The organism is Vibrio amylolyticus, assembly GCF_023145695.1.
In the GTDB taxonomy this organism is placed as follows: domain Bacteria; phylum Pseudomonadota; class Gammaproteobacteria; order Enterobacterales; family Vibrionaceae; genus Vibrio; species Vibrio amylolyticus.
In genome coordinates, this window is the sequence record NZ_JAJHVV010000001.1 from 38,248 (window position 1) to 53,291 (window position 15,044).

Genomic DNA, 15,044 nt, shown 5'->3' on the forward strand with positions numbered 1-15,044 from the left:
GCGAGCCATGCCCTCTCCTAACCAAACTTACGCTTACTTATCTATCACATTTTGTATTTACTCACTATTGGAGTTCAACATGAAAAAATCAATCATCGCAACGGTCGTTTTGGCATTGGTGTCTAGCACTGCATTTGCAAGCGCTCAAGAAACAACGATTTCAAACGCTCAAGACTACCACCCAGGCGCTATTAACAATCAAGATCGCCTTGGAGACATTGACCCAAACTACCAACTCACCATGCCGTCAGAGAAAGAAGGCTACACCATGTACGACAACCCTTACATGTCTGAGAAGGGAACGTATTCAACATATGAAAAGCCAAATCCAGGCGATGATCGACACGTAGCTGACGCAGGTTCGTTGAAAATCACTCATGGTCAAGGTGGCGTCATCATGACCGATTACACCACAAAAAATGGAGAGAACGCATTCTCAGTGATGTGCGGCTACACATCGGGCCCTTCATACTGGGCAGACAGCAAGCCAGCCAACGTATGTAAAGACGCTCAGGCACTGGCCATCGCACTTGAGGCTAAAGATGAGTGGGAACAGAAACCAATGACTTACACCATCGCGCCAGCAAGAATCAGCATCGATTAATCGAGCGCGATCACTGGCTTTTCACTCACACAAAGGTTTTCACTGGCACAAGGGAATGGAAGCAAAGGGATCAGCTCAACACTCGGTTGATCCCTGACAAACTAACAAATTACGCAAGGTCTATTCTATGAAAAACATCACTAAATATCTTATTCTTACATGCTCACTCATGGCGCCAATGGCCGCGATTTCCGCAGAACACAATCATAGCCATAATCACTTCAACCCAGCGTTAGAGCAGTTAGGCAATGACATCATTGGGCTAACGGTTTGCTACAAAAACGGTTACTTGTCGGATGAAGAGCAAGAGCCCGCTTTTACCAACCTCATCAGTCATGCTGACGTATCAGGGGAAGAATTAGGGTTGTTTTACATGGATAAGCTAGGGCCGAAAGCGGAAGAAATCATGAGTGACAAAAACGCAAGAGCTCTTTGGACAGTAGACTACTGCTCTGATTTAACTCAACGGTATCTCGATACAGATCAACTGGCGAAAACGAAAAACTCACAACACGACCATTCCCATGATCATGGTCATAGCCACGGTCACAGGCACAGCCACGGCGAACATGTTGAGGTATCAGCAGAGACGTTAGAGCATGACATTCAGCAAGGTCGACTGCTCAGCATTCAATAGTCGTCTAGCCGTCGCTCACGACGCAAAACATTGGTTAGTGACTAATGCTTAATGCTTAATGCTTAATGCTTAATGCTTAATGCTTAAGTTAAGACGATGCGGAACACAGTTGTTCCAATAAAAACGATTCCACCTAAATAGGGGAAAAGCTTCGGTTTTTCCCTTATTTCTGCCGATGCCCTCAAAACAAACCATGCGCTTAAGTTCAATTTTTTTATCCTATAGACCTCAATAATGGTTACACCCTACCCATAAGGTAAAGTTAATGAAGCAGTCCATTATTCATATCGCATTAGTCGTCAATGATTACGATGAAGCCATCGACTTCTATGTCAATAAACTCAAATTTGAACTGATCGAAGACTCTTACCAACCAGAGCAGGATAAGCGTTGGGTTGTGGTTTCTCCCCCCGGCTCTAATGGCGTGACGTTATTGCTTGCCAAGGCCTCAAAGCCTGAGCAAAACAATTTCATTGGCAATCAATCTGGCGGCCGAGTATTCCTATTCTTGAGCACCGATGATTTCTGGCGCGACTACAACCTAATGGTGTCTGAAGGGATTAAGTTTATCAGAGAGCCCCAAGAGCAAGACTACGGAACCGTTGCTGTCTTTGAAGATCTTTATGGCAACTTATGGGATTTACTGGAACTCAATATTAACCACTCATTGGCATCTCGAAACTAAACGTCTAGACAATCGAGACGTACAAATAATTCCCACACCACAATTTCACCTTCTATAGTTAAGGGCAGTAGCTATAGGAGAATTCGCCATGAGTTTAATTGGGATTGTACAAAAAGGTTGGGAGTCGGTTGGCGCAGGTGAGTTTGATACGCTTGTCAACGATTACGTTGAAGAGATGGTATTTATCATGCCCGGCCAATCAAACGTTTTAAAAGGACGAAGCGCCTTTCGAACCGCACTTGATAACCTTGGACAGATTCTCCCACCCGGATTCGAAATCACTGGCCTAAGGCATATGCAAGGTGGCAGTGAAGTTATTTCAATCATTAACTGGAAGTCCAACAAAGTACACGACTCTCAACTCACGGTATTGTTTAAGTTTACCGATGAAAAGATAACGGAAGAGCGATGGTTTATTGATACCAACCAATGGTTGAGCGCATTTTAATTACCCCTCACAGGAGCGTAGAACGCATTGTACCTAATAGAAGAAAAGTCCATTACTTGCCCATACTGCAATGAAAAAATTGGCGTGACCATAGACTTAAGTGATATGAACCAAAGTTATATTGAAGATTGCCAAGTATGCTGCCGCCCTATCTCTTTTGTTATTTCTGAAGGAGTTAATGAGGCCCTAATCGTCAATGTTTATCGTGAAGACGACACTTATAACTGAGCCACCTCGCTTGAACAATAAGCCAAATCATGACATATAACGATAGTGCTTGGTCATGAATACTATTCTTGAATACCAGCCAGTCGATTTAATGTAGCTAAGGAAAGCGAGTCTATGATCAACATAGAAAAACTGTGTAAGTCACATTTTGATGCCGTTCGTCTTATAACGCTAGCCGACGAGCAAATCAAGTTTGCAGGTACGGCCGATGATTTCTTATCTCAAGGGAGTGATACCACCCACCTTCATATCATCAAAGACCAAGATACCATTGTTGGTTTCTTTAAATTGGATACTGCCTACGCCTCTAGCCATGACTTTTGCCCTGGCAGTGGATTAGGTTTAAGAGCCTTTGTTATTGATAACAAACAACAAGGTAAAGGGCTCGGTACGAAAGCGGTGACAGCCCTGTTCCCATACTTGAAAAACCACTACGCTTCGTTCGACTCCATTTACTTAACGGTGAATTGCAAGAACCCAAGCGCGAAAGCGTGTTACCTGAAAGGCGGATTTGAAGACACTGGAAAGCTGTACCTTGGCGGTGCTGCTGGCCCTCAAACCATCATGAGAGGTCAAATCAAACCTTAAGCATACACAGTAAACAATCACCAATCAGTCCGTTTACGTTAAACCATCACAAGGAAGTCAACATGAGTAAATTACTAACAGGAAGCTGCTGTTGTGGCAGTGTTGAGTACACTGTCGAAGATGACTTTAAGCTTTTCTTCTTTTGCCACTGTCAGCAGTGTCGAAAGCTAACTGGCTCTGCACACGCATCAAACCTTTTTACTTCACCAGACAACATTAAGTGGAACAAAGGCCGTGATAAAACCAAGCGATATGAGCACCCAGAGCGCTCGTTCGCGAGAGTCTTTTGTACCGACTGTGGTTCGGGCCTTCCTTTTCAATCGAAAAATGGGAAATTCCTTATTGTTCCAGCAGGCAGCTTAAATGAAGAGCCTTCTAAACAGTTGGACGCACAAATATTCTGCGCCGAGAAAACCGACTGGCATAAGGTTGGTTTACAAGCCGTAACCGTCGATGGCTTCCCCAACCCAAAGTAACGGAGACGAGTATGCTAGAAAAAAACAATACCGGGCTGATCATCATCGATGTACAAGGAAAACTCGCTCATTCGGTTCATGAGAACGAAGCGTTGATAGCCAACTGCACCACACTGGTTAAAGGTGCATTAGCGTTAGATCTTCCAATTGTATGGGCAGAACAAATTCCACAAAAACTTGGCGCTACCGTTCCACAAATTAACTCACTGCTGCCCGACCACCAACCCATCGACAAATTCACATTCAGTGCGTGTGATGAACCCCGCTTCTTAGACGCGATAAAAAGCGCAGGTGTCGATTCATTCTTAATTTGTGGTATCGAAGCGCACATTTGCGTGTACCAAACGGCTGCCATGCTAAAAGGGATGGGCTTTAATGTGGAAGTAGTGACCGATTGTGTTTCTTCGAGAACGCCTGAAAATAAAGCGTTAGCCATCAATAAATTAAACCGATTAGGTGTGCAATCGACAGGGCTAGAGATGTGCTTTTATGAACTGGTAAAAGACAGCCGCTCAAACTCTTTTAAACCGATACTTAACCTAATCAAATAGAGGCTTTCATGATACCACTCAGTACAGCGATTGTTTCTGGTGTCGCTATTTCAAACATTAATGGCGTCACTAAGATCCTTCTGATGAAGCGCACCAAAGGGGGGTATTGGTGCCATGTAGCCGGTTCTATTGAAGGCGATGAGAATGGATGGGAAGCCATCATTCGGGAATTCAAAGAAGAGACCAACATCGACGTTCAATGCTTGTACAACGGGCACTTCATCGACCGATTTTACGAACCTCACGTCAACGTAATGCAGTTGATTCCGGTTTTCGCGGTCTACTGCCCTGATAACCAAAAAGTGGAACTGAACGATGAGCATACTGAATACAAATGGTGCTCATTGGAAGAAGCGATTGAGCTTACTCCCTACCCTGGTCAGCACGATGTTTATAGGCACATATGGTCTTACTTTGTAGACAATAAGCCAAACGAGCGATTAAAAATAGAACTCGGTTAATTGATGTGGCAAATTAAAAATCTACTCAGCCTTATCAAGCAGACAGCTTAATTAGGCGTTAGTAGTAAATATGGTTTAATAACAAGGAGCTTAGATGTTTCCATTAGAAGTATTTATCGCATATACGTTGGCTTGCCTTCTGTTGGTTATTTCCCCTGGCCCAGATAACCTATTAGCAATTGGGCGCGGTATGAGCCAAGGAAAAGTCGCAGCCATCGCCTCTGGTGTTGCATCAGGAACGGGAATCCTATTTCACGTATTCGCTGCAACATTTGGGTTAACGCTTTTAATCCAAACCTCGGAACTGGCCTTTTATGTCGTCAAGTCTATCGGCGCGCTTTATCTGCTTTGGCTTGGTATCAAAGTGCTGCGCTCTAGAAACTTGTTCTCACTAGAGCCTGCTAAAAAACAGTCGATCAAAACCATCTTCTCTACAGGCTTTTTGTCTGCGGCGTTAAACCCAAAACCCGGCATGTTCGTGCTTGCCTTTGTTCCTCAGTTTGTTGATCAGAATTTAGGTTCAGTCACCGTGCAAATGATTGGTTATGGCGTATGGTTCGCAATACTGACTGCAATTGGATTTAGCTTAATGGGTGTTTTCTCATCTAAGATTTCAACATGGCTAACCAACAAGCCAAAATTAGTCTCGGGAATGAATATTGGTGCGGGTATCACGTTTATATCATCAGGATTGGCGGTTGCTTTGATGAAGCAGCGTTAGGTTTCACGTTACTGAGAAACTCGTATTCCTAAAAATAAGCTATGGCCTAAATACAGAGCTATTTAATCGATAGCCATACTGCGCCAATATGGGTTGCTGACATCAATAATACTCTCGCCAGTCTGTTTATTGAGCCGCAAGATACCATCTTGCATTACGCTTTGAATGGCACTCGATATCTCACCACAGAGCGCCATGCCTCGTGAGGTGTTTTGACAGACATAAAATACATCTAACACGGATATTGGGTAGTTAACATCATATTTAATCAAGTGTCCTTTAGGGTGATCTTTGATGGCATTAAGAGTGGATGTATCATCCCCAACAATAATGTCGATGCGCCCCTTCAACAGTTTATCGACATTAATATCATCGTTATCTGCGTACTCTATTTTTATTGCTTCATTACCGACGATTTCCTCACCATAGCTGTACCCTTCTACAGCCCCGACACTCATGTATTCCAATTCGCTGACTGTCATGTTCATCGTATCTTCTAGCGAATATAAAACGATTCTTTTTAACCAGATGGGATCGGTGACAATCACCTCTTCTCTCTTTTTAGGAACGTTCTCCCATAGCTCTGGGAAGTAAGCCAGCAACGCATCGTTTTTAAACAGTTTTTGGATTCGTTTGGTTGAATGAATCTTTGTCTCCACATCTAACTCTGCCCGAAGCAGTATCTCTTCATGCAGTTCAAGGAACAAACCGCTCCCATCTTCCATCACTAAACCGGGAATATAATAGCTCCCAACGGTATAGGGCTCGGCACTAGTCGTCGCGGGAACAAGCAAGAAAATGAACGATATGAGAAAACCTTTGCTCATACCAAAGCTGACCCATTCTCTTTTCATCTTTATCGCCCCAAGAAATTTGCATTCATAAAGTATCGTCTGCCAAGATGAAAACGCAAGATAGAGGAAGCCTACTCTCTATCGATTCGTAACCTCGCTAGGCTGCCCTAATAGGCTTGGTGTTCTATACGGATTAAATCCGTAACATACCCGCTATGAGCTCACTATAGTCACATAACAAACTGATATAATTTGAGTTTAATAAAACTCTAGCGCAATATAGACGGATAGATAATACGGAAAAATTCCGCCTATAAAGCGTTAAGTTTCTATCAGTAATATGGAGTACTCATGCAAGAAAGAATGATGAACGATAAAGAAAGGTATTTAATGGAGCGAATGGAAAAAGACGCTTATCTTTTACGAAGAAAAGATCTCTTCGAGCGTCAAGAGAGGATGTTCAACATATTGCCAAAGTTATTAGTTCCTATGATTTTCTTGTTCATGGTGATGATGTTAGTAGAACCAGCGCAAAAACTAATGACTCAGTATGAGAGAATACTAGCGGCTGAAGCTTCAGGAATGGAGCGGCTCCCGGATCTTAGAAACCAAATAGATGTGTTAGAAAAACAGCTTGTATCATTATCAAGTAAATCTATCGAAAGTAGGATAGCTACCATTGAGAAATCAATTGAAGTTGGTGATATTGATGTTACTGAAGTAGCTACATTACAAAAGTTAAAAGCAGACTTCGAAGTATTAAATTCCTACATGTTTACAGACCCTACAGATTTAGTTGAGCTAAAAACACTTCAGCGGGATTACAAGGAGTTAAAAGAAAGCATAAGCAGTTACGTGCATAAAGATGTGGTCGCACGTGAGCTGAGTTTTTTGACGAACCTTTTTTATACAATCTTAGCTTTTTTGGGTATTTTAATTTCTATTGTAGGAACATCTTGGTATACGACAACTAAAAAGCTCAAAAGTTTGAATAGTGAAGTGGAAAAAGAAACTTAACAAACGCTTCAAGTCGATTCGTAACGCTCGGCACTTTTGGCGTCTATTTAGGCTTATGTGATTACGGTATCCAAGTTAAGTTCAGTGGATCGTCACTCACAACTTAAGCGGGCGTTATATGCACTTCAATGTGATATGCATCGAGTTTGCTAATTGTTCACACTTTACTTTATTTTCTTCCTGTTCAAGATGATTAGAAACCAAGGAGGAGGTTATGAGTAGAAATATCAAGTTTGTTTCTGAACGACATCACTGGTCTGTAATTATATTTACATTGTCGTGTTATCTAATTTTTAGCGCTTTCCTTTCATGGAGAAAATCGCTTGAATTTAACTTTCAAAGTTTTGTTACGTTTACTTCATTCTATTTAGGGTTCTATATCCTGTTTAAGGTTAAGCACGAGAAATACTTAACTGAGGATAATGGCGTTTTCTACCTCCGTAGTATCAAGTCAACTTTATACCTTAAAAAAGGTTTGTTTGGACAGCCATATATCGAAATTACGTCATTAACGAAAAATGGATATTATCGAGTCAATGTTCGACAGAACCAAATATCGATACAAGATTGGAATCTAATGCTAAGTAAATGCATATAACAAACGACTATGGCGTCAATAACTAATTTTTAGCCGTGTTTTCATCCCACATGACGCAATCTCTTAACATTGAATTTAATATCACTACCATCTTTCTAACACACGCTATGATGGCGACTTTCTTCGGTTTTCCTGCCTCAACTAGCCGAGTGTAAGTCGCTTTAAAAACAGGATTACACTGCATGGCTGACATCATCGCCATGTAGAGAACGGTGCGAACTTGGGAGCGGCCTCCTTGTATGGATCGCTTACCTTTGTAGCGCCCACTTTCTCGAGTTATTGGTGCCACACCAATTAGTGAAGCCGCCTGTTTATTGGTGATATAGCCTAGTTCCGGTACGTTGCTGATGATTGACGTAGCTGCTATGTTCCCAATACCAGGGACACTTTGCAGAAGAGCATTTTTGGCCTGATACTCTGGGCACTCTTCGATTAGCTTTAAGAGCTTTTCTTCTATTTTGGTGATTTGGTTTTTCATTGCTGTCAGCATTGGTTTGATGGATGAATGCAATTCTTTCGGTAATATCTGAAGGCGATTTTTCTCCATCGTTTGCATTGAGAGTAATTGGTTTCTACGAATGACTAAGTCACTAATTAAAAGAATATTTTTAGGCTTAATCTGAGTAAGCTTTGGCTGAATCGCTTCGCCATAATGAGCGATAAGCTCTGCATCAAGCCGATCATTCTTTGCACGTCGCCCGATGGCTCCAGCGAACCTTTTGATATGCACAGGATTGGCTCGAACGATAGGTAGCTGTGCTTCGGCGCATGCAAGTACAAAGGGCATTTCTAACCGCCCTGTTGCTTCAATAACAATGCGAACTGGGTCGTGCTTCTTAATTATCTTGAGTGCTGCTTTAATGCCTTTTTCTGTATTCTCTACAGAGAAAAAATGCTCTAGTGGCCTGATGTGGATATCTAATTGTGCTTTACCTGTATCAACACCTACTGTGATGTTTTGATTCATGTTCGTATTCATAATAAGCTAACTCTTGCTTGCGTAATGCGAGTTCGAGACCCAGTCGACTATTCGAGGTTTAGGCTTGGAGTCCTACGTAGCGTTCATGTTTGTTATCGGTCTCTCGATAGAGGAGCCAGCATTTAAACGAACTGCTACATAGAAAGCTTTAGTTGCAGCTAAAGCCTGGGTCTCACATTACCCGATTGGAGTGCTTATTATCCATACAACACATTTAAGCGTTGTTCACACCGTTATGCACCAAATCATGTTTAGAGGATAGGATGTCCAATTTCAAACTAGTTCCAGAATTGTATTGCCAAGATATCAATGTAACCAAAAGGTTCTACGTGGAGGTTTTCGGTTTCAAAATCAAATACGAACGCATCGAGGAAGAGTTTGCCTACTTCACGTTGGATGGCGTTGATATCATGGCTGAGGGCATTAATGGTGTCGGTCGCCGTTGGTTAACTGAAGATCTTCAAAGACCCTTTGGGCGAGGTGTCAATTTCCAATGGGATGTGAAAAACATCGATGAGCTTTATGAAAGAGTTCAAACTAAAGCGCCAGAGTCCATTTACTTAGAAATGGAAGTAAAGGAATACCAGTGTGCCGATTACGTTGCTGTTCAAAAACAATTCATCGTTCAAGACCCAGATGGTTACTTATTCAGATTTTGCTACGATGACTCTGCCGTATAATAAGGCGCTATATGGCATAAAAAGAGAGGACTAAATATGTCAGATAGATTCATGTTACGAGCTTTAGAACTCTCTAAACAGGCTTTACCAAATTGCACCCCTAACCCACCCGTTGGCTGTGTCTTAGTAAAGAATAGCGTTATTGTCTCAGAAGGGTTTACTCAAGCAGTCGGTGGTAACCACGCGGAAGTTCAAGCGATAAACTCATTTTCAGGCCCAATGGAAGGTGTGACTGCCTATGTCACTTTGGAGCCATGCTCGTTTATTGGAAGAACACCAGCTTGTGCAACAACACTGGTTCAGTCTGGTATCAAACACGTGGTTGTTTCAATTTTAGATCCTGACCCTAGAAACAATGGCAAAGGTATCAAAGTCCTTGAACAAGCAGGCATAGAAGTAACTATTGGCTTATGCAGCGATCAAGTCAGCTCATTTTTGGTTCCATATTTAGGCCATGCATAACGTCATAGAACACACTGTTTTACTGGAATCTAATACGATCCGCACTCTCGGTTTGATGCCTAATATGTTCGTTAAAACTAGTGCTCACAGCTACTTAGTAAAAGCCCCAAAAAGCATCGCTTTCACTGCTCCTGAATGGGACGGTTCGCATTGAACGTTTTAAGTGTCTTAAAAAATACACAACAATCTACTTAACTAGGTTTCCTTATGTTTGGCGTATTCAACTCACAGTTTACGCTCCATTTTTGAGGCAGAATATTTGAGCTAAGTGGCATCGCGTTGTAGCCCGTTAACTATTATCAAGTTTCACACACCTACAAAGGTTGGAGGATCTATGAAAAGTAAAGGTCAGTGTTTATGTGGTTCTGTTACGTTAAAAGTAGAGTATGCAAGCAACGAGGTGGCGGCTTGTCATTGTAGTATGTGTAGGAACTGGTCTGGTGGTCCAATGCTAGCGATTGATTGCGCTGATTCTGTTGAAATATCAGGTGAGTCACATGTTGTTCGATACCAGTCATCAGATTGGGCAGAGAGAGGTTTCTGCGGAAAATGTGGGACGCATTTGTTTTACTTTTTAGTACCCAATAATCAATACCATCTTCCTGTTGGTCTATTGAATTCGGGTGATAACCACAAGTTAACTCATCAAATATTCATTGACGAAAAACCAGAATATTACGAGTTTAAGAATGAAACGCAAAATATGACGGGTGCAGAAGTTTTTGCCCACTTTGAAAGTGGCGAGTAGGCCGCTAACTCATTGTTTAGCTGGGATTCCTAACGCTTAAGTCGCTTCACTCACAGTTTACGCGCTCTACTTAAGTCACAATACTAAAATGAGTGTAACGCGTTTTGAAGTTGGAGAGACATGGAAAATCTAGCGCAAAACATATGGATATTTGATGGTGATACCGTTCGGTTTTTAGGGCTTCCTTTTTCTACTCGAATGACGGTTGTTCGGTTAGGTAATGGAGACCTTTGGGTTCATAGCCCAATCACACTCTCTGAACCTATCGCTACGCAAATAAAAAGCTTAGGCTACGTGAAATATCTAATTGCACCCAATCATTTACATCACTTGTTCTTACCTGAATGGATTACAGCTTTCCCTAACGCTGAAGTGTACGGTACGAGCGAGGTGATAAAAAAACGCAGTGATCTTTCTTTTAATGGCTCACTCAATAACCATCAAAATTGGGCTTGGGAATCTGAGATAAAGCATGTGTTATTTTGTGGCTCACCATTAATGGAAGAGTGTGTGTTTTATCATAACAGCTCGAAAACGCTCATTGTTACCGACTTAGTCGAGAATTTTTCAGGACAAGAGTTTAACTATTGGCAGAGAATGGTTGCGAAAGGTGTTGGGATCCTTGCTCCTAACGGAAAAATGCCACTGGATTGGCGCTTAAGTTTTATGTTTGGTAAAGAAGATGCGCGAAAGCACTTTGCCCAAATAATAGATTGGAACCCACAAATATTGGTCATGTCTCATGGTGAAATTATCAAAGAAAATGCGGATGTGTTCTTAGATCGTGCATTTAAGTGGCTAATTTAATCAAGAGAGATAAGTTTGAACTCTTATTCTCTAGCTGAGTTTTATGTTTTAAAGACACAGCGCATTCTCGCTTTTGAGTCTGGTGAGCGTGGTAAAGTTTATGGTAACAACTACCTAGCAAAGCGTTATTCTTACTGCAAAAAATGGATTAAATACATGGAAATAGTAAAAGCAAGAATTGAACAATTAGATGTAATCTCCCCTCTTTTTGATTCCTATCGAGTATTTTATGGTCAAGAAAGTAACCTCGATATTGCACGTGAATTTATTAAGTCACGCTTAACAAACAATGAATCAGTCATATTTCTAGCACTTGATGAACAAGGCAATGGCTTAGGCTTTACTCAACTGTATCCAAGCTTTTCATCAGTTTCCGCAGTAAGAACTTGGGTCCTTAATGATTTGTTTGTTGCAGACACCGCGAGAAGACAAGGAGTAGCGAAGAAGCTAATGGATGCAGCGAAAGATATGGGGTTAAAAGACAACGTTAAGGGCCTCGCTCTTGAGACAGCAGAGAGTAATGTATATGCTCAGAAACTGTATGAATCTTTAGGTTATGAAAGGGAATCAGGGACGTACCATTACTTCTTGCAACTATAGACGTAAATAAAATGGCTTAAGTTGAGGCCAGTTCTGCTCACGACTTAATCGGCGATATACAAAGGGAAAAATCATGGAGAATGCATGTCAGAACACTCAGCAATAGTACGTTGGAAGCGTAAGGAAAATGAACCATTTAGCGACAATCAGTATAGCCGTGAGCACTCTTGGGAGTTTGATGGTGGCGCTATCGTTCCAGCTTCGCCGTCTCCGTATGTTGTTCCTTTACCGCTGTCAGTTGAAGAAAATGTCGATCCTGAAGAAGCTTTTATAGCGGCTCTGTCTAGTTGTCATATGCTTGTTTTTCTCTCAATCGCGGCCAAGCGAAAGTATGTGGTAGAGAGCTACATTGATAGTGCTGTGGGAACTCTTAGTGAAAACGAAGAGGGAAAAATGGCCGTTACAAAGGTGATACTTCGTCCTGATATTACGTTTTCAGGAGATCGTACACCAGATCGAGAACAACTAAAAAAGTTACATCACCTGTCACACGAAAATTGTTTTATAGCAAACTCAGTAAAGACAGAGATAATCACAGAAATTATTACCTAATGAACTGTTCCGAAGCGACTAAACAAAAAATGCAGCGTCATAAGACACTGCATTTTAGTAAGAACTTTAGGTTAGGACTCTTGAAACCATTTCAACTTATCGTGTAAGTCTGTCACGCTGCCCACAACAATCAATGCAGGGCTAACCGCTTGTTTAGATAGTTCAGCAAGCTCATTGAGTTTTCCGGTAAACACTTTCTGCTCTTTACGTGTGCCGTTTTCAATAATGGCACAAGAGGTATCGCCCGAAAGACCGTTTTCCATCAACCTTTGTGTAATGTGAGAGCACTGTTTTAGCCCCATATAGAACACTAAGGTATTGTTATTGCGTGCTAACGTTGGCCAGTGAATTTCTGTTCCGTCTTTTTGTATGTGGCCAGTAATAAACTGAACGCTTTGAGCATGATCTCGGTGTGTAAGTGGAATACCCGCATACGCCGTAGCCCCTGCAGCTGCGGTAATACCTGGAACCACTTCAAATTTGACACCGTTTTCAGCAAGCGTTTCTAGCTCTTCACCACCACGACCAAAAATGAATGGGTCGCCGCCCTTTAGGCGAACAACCTGCTTGCCTTCAAGTGCTTTATCCACCAGCAATTGGTTAATTTGATCTTGTGGTACGTAGTGAAAGTCGACCTTTTTACCCACATAAATCATTTCAGCATCGTCATTTGCGATAGCGAGAATTTCAGGAGAAACCAAACGGTCATATACGACCACTTGGGCTTGTGAGATAACTCGATGCCCTTTTACTGTCAGTAAGTCGGGATCACCCGGCCCTGAACCGACTAATGAAACAAACCCTGATGGCTGAATAGTATGAGATACATCTGACATGCTGTGCTCCGAGCAATGGTTCTACTGTTGTGAAGCTAGTATGAACCTAATTCTTATCATGAGGCTCAATTCCATAAAGCCCCTACAACTTATGAAACTAAGACTATCAGGTGTTGCGAAAAAACATCACCTTTAATTAGGACAAAGAAAGAAATAATTATAACAAAACAATCTATGGCTATCTGAGCCAAAGAAAAAGCCTCAAGTTCATTCACTTGAGGCTTTATCGTTAACATCACATTACTCTCTTAATACGAGTAATTATTTTGCTTCAAACGCTGGTGTTGTATTCATCACGTCTTCATCTTTTAGCGCTGGTGCCGTTTTAGCGTGCGTTAAGTAAAGAGGAATACAAGTAAACAGCAAGCCACCAACCAAGTTACCAAGAATAGTTGGGATAAGGTTGAAGCTTAACCACGTTGATACGCCAAAGTCTGCACCTAGCATCATGCCAAGTGGGAATAGGAACATGTTCACTACCGCGTGCTCAAATACTAATGCGAAGAAGATGAAGATTGGCAGCCACATTGCTACGATCTTGCCTGCAACGGTACGTGCTGTCATGTTGCCGATCACGCCTAGACACACCATTAGGTTACATAAAATACCGCGAACAAAACAAGTGATCCAACCATTCACACCAGCATCTTCAAAGCCAACCGTACGCGCTGTAGCGGCTTTAATGAAAGTTTGGCCTACTGCACCAGGATCTACGCTAAAGTTGGTTGTAAAAGAAAGTGCGATAAGGAAAGCAACAAGCAAAGAGCCGATTAAGTTACCTAGACCAACAAGACCCCAACAACGTAAAACGCGTCCCCATGTGATGCCTGGGCGACCTTCAAATTTAGCTAATGGCGCTAAACCAAACACACCCGTTACTAGGTCATAACCCATCAAGCTTAAAATACAAAAGCCAACTGGGAATACCAGTGCGCCAACAATGCCAATACCTGTTTGAGTAATCGTTGTAATCGCTACGACAACCGCCAAAGAAAGAATAATACCCGCCATGATTCCGCGTAAAATCAGATCACGAGTACTGGTTTTTACTTTCGCTTCACCAACGTCGATCATGGTTTGAACGAATTCAGCAGGTTTTAGATCATTCATGTTTGTGTCCCTAAAGGTTTATAAAGTTAAAAATTAAAATTGGATAGGAAAAGGCTCCTGAACATTACGTTCTGTTATCTATCCAGAAGCCCTTGAACTATCGAATCTCAGTGGATTCTAATTACGCTGATAACTCAACTGAACCATTTTCAACGCGAGTTTTGTACGCTTTCACGCTAAAGCTCTCGTCTTCCATGCACACGCCAGTCTTTAAGTTAAAACGCTGCTTTTTCAGTGGGCTTGCAACCCAAAGCTCATCTTGGTGCTGACAAATCAGGCCGCGAGACAACACGTTCGATTGAGCAAACGGGTCTTGGTTGCTGATCGCCATGACTTCTTCAGCCGCGGTTGGTCGGAAAACTGCAACTTGCTCACCGTTTAGCAGTGCACACACACCAGTACCTGGGATGATGTCAGCGATGTCACACACTTTTTGAAAGGTTGCTTTATTGTTAGCCATGC

Annotated in this window: 22 protein-coding genes; 17 read left to right on the plus strand and 5 right to left on the minus strand. The window is 42.0% G+C overall.

All coding sequences use genetic code 11. The features are described from left to right. Positions 1 to 79 precede the first annotated feature (79 nt). The 10 genes from KP803_RS00190 to KP803_RS00235 all read left to right on the plus strand — a co-directional run bounded on the left by KP803_RS00190 (position 80) and on the right by KP803_RS00235 (position 5,399). Positions 80 to 604, plus strand: a complete 525-nt coding sequence (locus KP803_RS00190; protein ID WP_248006814.1) for a hypothetical protein — start codon at positions 80 to 82, stop codon at positions 602 to 604. Positions 605 to 731: 127 nt separating this feature from the next. Continuing rightward, positions 732 to 1,241, plus strand: a complete 510-nt coding sequence (locus KP803_RS00195; RefSeq protein ID WP_248006815.1) for a hypothetical protein — start codon at positions 732 to 734, stop codon at positions 1,239 to 1,241. A gap of 265 nt (positions 1,242 to 1,506) precedes the next feature. Further along, the gene (locus KP803_RS00200) at positions 1,507 to 1,926 is read left to right on the plus strand and encodes a VOC family protein (RefSeq protein ID WP_248006816.1); all 420 of its coding nucleotides are present in this window, start codon (positions 1,507 to 1,509) and stop codon (positions 1,924 to 1,926) included. Positions 1,927 to 2,014: 88 nt separating this feature from the next. Next, positions 2,015 to 2,374, plus strand: a complete 360-nt coding sequence (locus KP803_RS00205; protein ID WP_248006817.1) for a nuclear transport factor 2 family protein — start codon at positions 2,015 to 2,017, stop codon at positions 2,372 to 2,374. A gap of 27 nt (positions 2,375 to 2,401) precedes the next feature. After that, complete coding sequence (locus KP803_RS21865) at positions 2,402 to 2,602, plus strand: CPXCG motif-containing cysteine-rich protein (RefSeq protein ID WP_282437119.1); 201 nt, start codon at positions 2,402 to 2,404, stop codon at positions 2,600 to 2,602. Between the two features lie 114 nt (positions 2,603 to 2,716). Further along, a complete protein-coding gene (locus tag KP803_RS00215) occupies positions 2,717 to 3,190 on the plus strand; it encodes a GNAT family N-acetyltransferase (RefSeq protein WP_248006818.1) in 474 nt (157 codons plus the stop codon). A 62-nt stretch (positions 3,191 to 3,252) separates the two neighbouring features. Next, positions 3,253 to 3,666, plus strand: a complete 414-nt coding sequence (locus KP803_RS00220; RefSeq protein ID WP_248006819.1) for a GFA family protein — start codon at positions 3,253 to 3,255, stop codon at positions 3,664 to 3,666. An 11-nt stretch (positions 3,667 to 3,677) separates the two neighbouring features. Beyond that, on the plus strand, positions 3,678 to 4,217 hold the full coding sequence (locus KP803_RS00225) for a hydrolase (protein WP_248006820.1): 540 nt from the start codon (positions 3,678 to 3,680) through the stop codon (positions 4,215 to 4,217). A gap of 8 nt (positions 4,218 to 4,225) precedes the next feature. Further along, positions 4,226 to 4,678: an NUDIX hydrolase gene (locus tag KP803_RS00230; protein WP_248006821.1), complete on the plus strand. Its 453-nt coding sequence runs from the start codon at positions 4,226 to 4,228 to the stop codon at positions 4,676 to 4,678. Between the two features lie 94 nt (positions 4,679 to 4,772). Beyond that, positions 4,773 to 5,399 (plus strand): LysE family translocator, encoded by a 627-nt coding sequence (locus KP803_RS00235; RefSeq protein WP_248006822.1) that lies wholly within the window; start codon positions 4,773 to 4,775, stop codon positions 5,397 to 5,399. Between the two features lie 62 nt (positions 5,400 to 5,461). Here the strand turns inward: KP803_RS00235 and KP803_RS00240 are convergent, their stop codons facing one another. Then, positions 5,462 to 6,253, minus strand: coding sequence for a substrate-binding periplasmic protein (locus KP803_RS00240; RefSeq protein WP_248006823.1), 792 nt, complete (start codon positions 6,251 to 6,253; stop codon positions 5,462 to 5,464). A gap of 291 nt (positions 6,254 to 6,544) precedes the next feature. Here KP803_RS00240 and KP803_RS00245 point away from each other — a divergent pair, with 291 nt between their 5' ends. Beyond that, positions 6,545 to 7,210 (plus strand): hypothetical protein, encoded by a 666-nt coding sequence (locus KP803_RS00245; RefSeq protein ID WP_248006824.1) that lies wholly within the window; start codon positions 6,545 to 6,547, stop codon positions 7,208 to 7,210. Positions 7,211 to 7,830: 620 nt separating this feature from the next. Here KP803_RS00245 and KP803_RS00250 read toward each other — a convergent pair. Next, positions 7,831 to 8,787 (minus strand): IS110 family RNA-guided transposase, encoded by a 957-nt coding sequence (locus KP803_RS00250; RefSeq protein WP_248006825.1) that lies wholly within the window; start codon positions 8,785 to 8,787, stop codon positions 7,831 to 7,833. A 263-nt stretch (positions 8,788 to 9,050) separates the two neighbouring features. Here KP803_RS00250 and KP803_RS00255 point away from each other — a divergent pair, with 263 nt between their 5' ends. The 6 genes from KP803_RS00255 (at position 9,051) to KP803_RS00280 (ending at position 12,636) form a co-directional block, all read left to right on the plus strand. Continuing rightward, positions 9,051 to 9,467 carry a bleomycin resistance protein gene (locus tag KP803_RS00255; RefSeq protein WP_248006826.1) on the plus strand — a complete coding sequence of 139 codons (417 nt, stop codon included), beginning with the start codon at positions 9,051 to 9,053 and terminating at the stop codon, positions 9,465 to 9,467. A gap of 36 nt (positions 9,468 to 9,503) precedes the next feature. Beyond that, complete coding sequence (locus KP803_RS00260; RefSeq protein WP_248006827.1) at positions 9,504 to 9,929, plus strand: bifunctional diaminohydroxyphosphoribosylaminopyrimidine deaminase/5-amino-6-(5-phosphoribosylamino)uracil reductase RibD; 426 nt, start codon at positions 9,504 to 9,506, stop codon at positions 9,927 to 9,929. 334 nt (positions 9,930 to 10,263) lie between these two features. Beyond that, positions 10,264 to 10,677: a GFA family protein gene (locus tag KP803_RS00265; protein WP_248006828.1), complete on the plus strand. Its 414-nt coding sequence runs from the start codon at positions 10,264 to 10,266 to the stop codon at positions 10,675 to 10,677. Positions 10,678 to 10,797: 120 nt separating this feature from the next. Then, on the plus strand, positions 10,798 to 11,484 hold the full coding sequence (locus KP803_RS00270; RefSeq protein ID WP_248006829.1) for a DUF4336 domain-containing protein: 687 nt from the start codon (positions 10,798 to 10,800) through the stop codon (positions 11,482 to 11,484). 156 nt (positions 11,485 to 11,640) lie between these two features. Further along, entirely contained in the window at positions 11,641 to 12,084 is a 444-nt protein-coding gene (locus KP803_RS00275) for a GNAT family N-acetyltransferase (protein WP_248007345.1), read from the plus strand. A gap of 84 nt (positions 12,085 to 12,168) precedes the next feature. Then, the gene (locus KP803_RS00280) at positions 12,169 to 12,636 is read left to right on the plus strand and encodes an OsmC family protein (RefSeq protein ID WP_248006830.1); all 468 of its coding nucleotides are present in this window, start codon (positions 12,169 to 12,171) and stop codon (positions 12,634 to 12,636) included. A gap of 71 nt (positions 12,637 to 12,707) precedes the next feature. Here the strand turns inward: KP803_RS00280 and cobA are convergent, their stop codons facing one another. From cobA to nirD, 3 genes are all read right to left on the minus strand, one after another. After that, complete coding sequence (gene cobA / locus KP803_RS00285; protein ID WP_248006831.1) at positions 12,708 to 13,472, minus strand: uroporphyrinogen-III C-methyltransferase; 765 nt, start codon at positions 13,470 to 13,472, stop codon at positions 12,708 to 12,710. 261 nt (positions 13,473 to 13,733) lie between these two features. Beyond that, complete coding sequence (locus tag KP803_RS00290; RefSeq protein ID WP_248006832.1) at positions 13,734 to 14,582, minus strand: formate/nitrite transporter family protein; 849 nt, start codon at positions 14,580 to 14,582, stop codon at positions 13,734 to 13,736. 121 nt (positions 14,583 to 14,703) lie between these two features. Continuing rightward, a complete protein-coding gene (gene nirD / locus KP803_RS00295; protein ID WP_248006833.1) occupies positions 14,704 to 15,042 on the minus strand; it encodes a nitrite reductase small subunit NirD in 339 nt (112 codons plus the stop codon). Positions 15,043 to 15,044 lie beyond the last annotated feature (2 nt).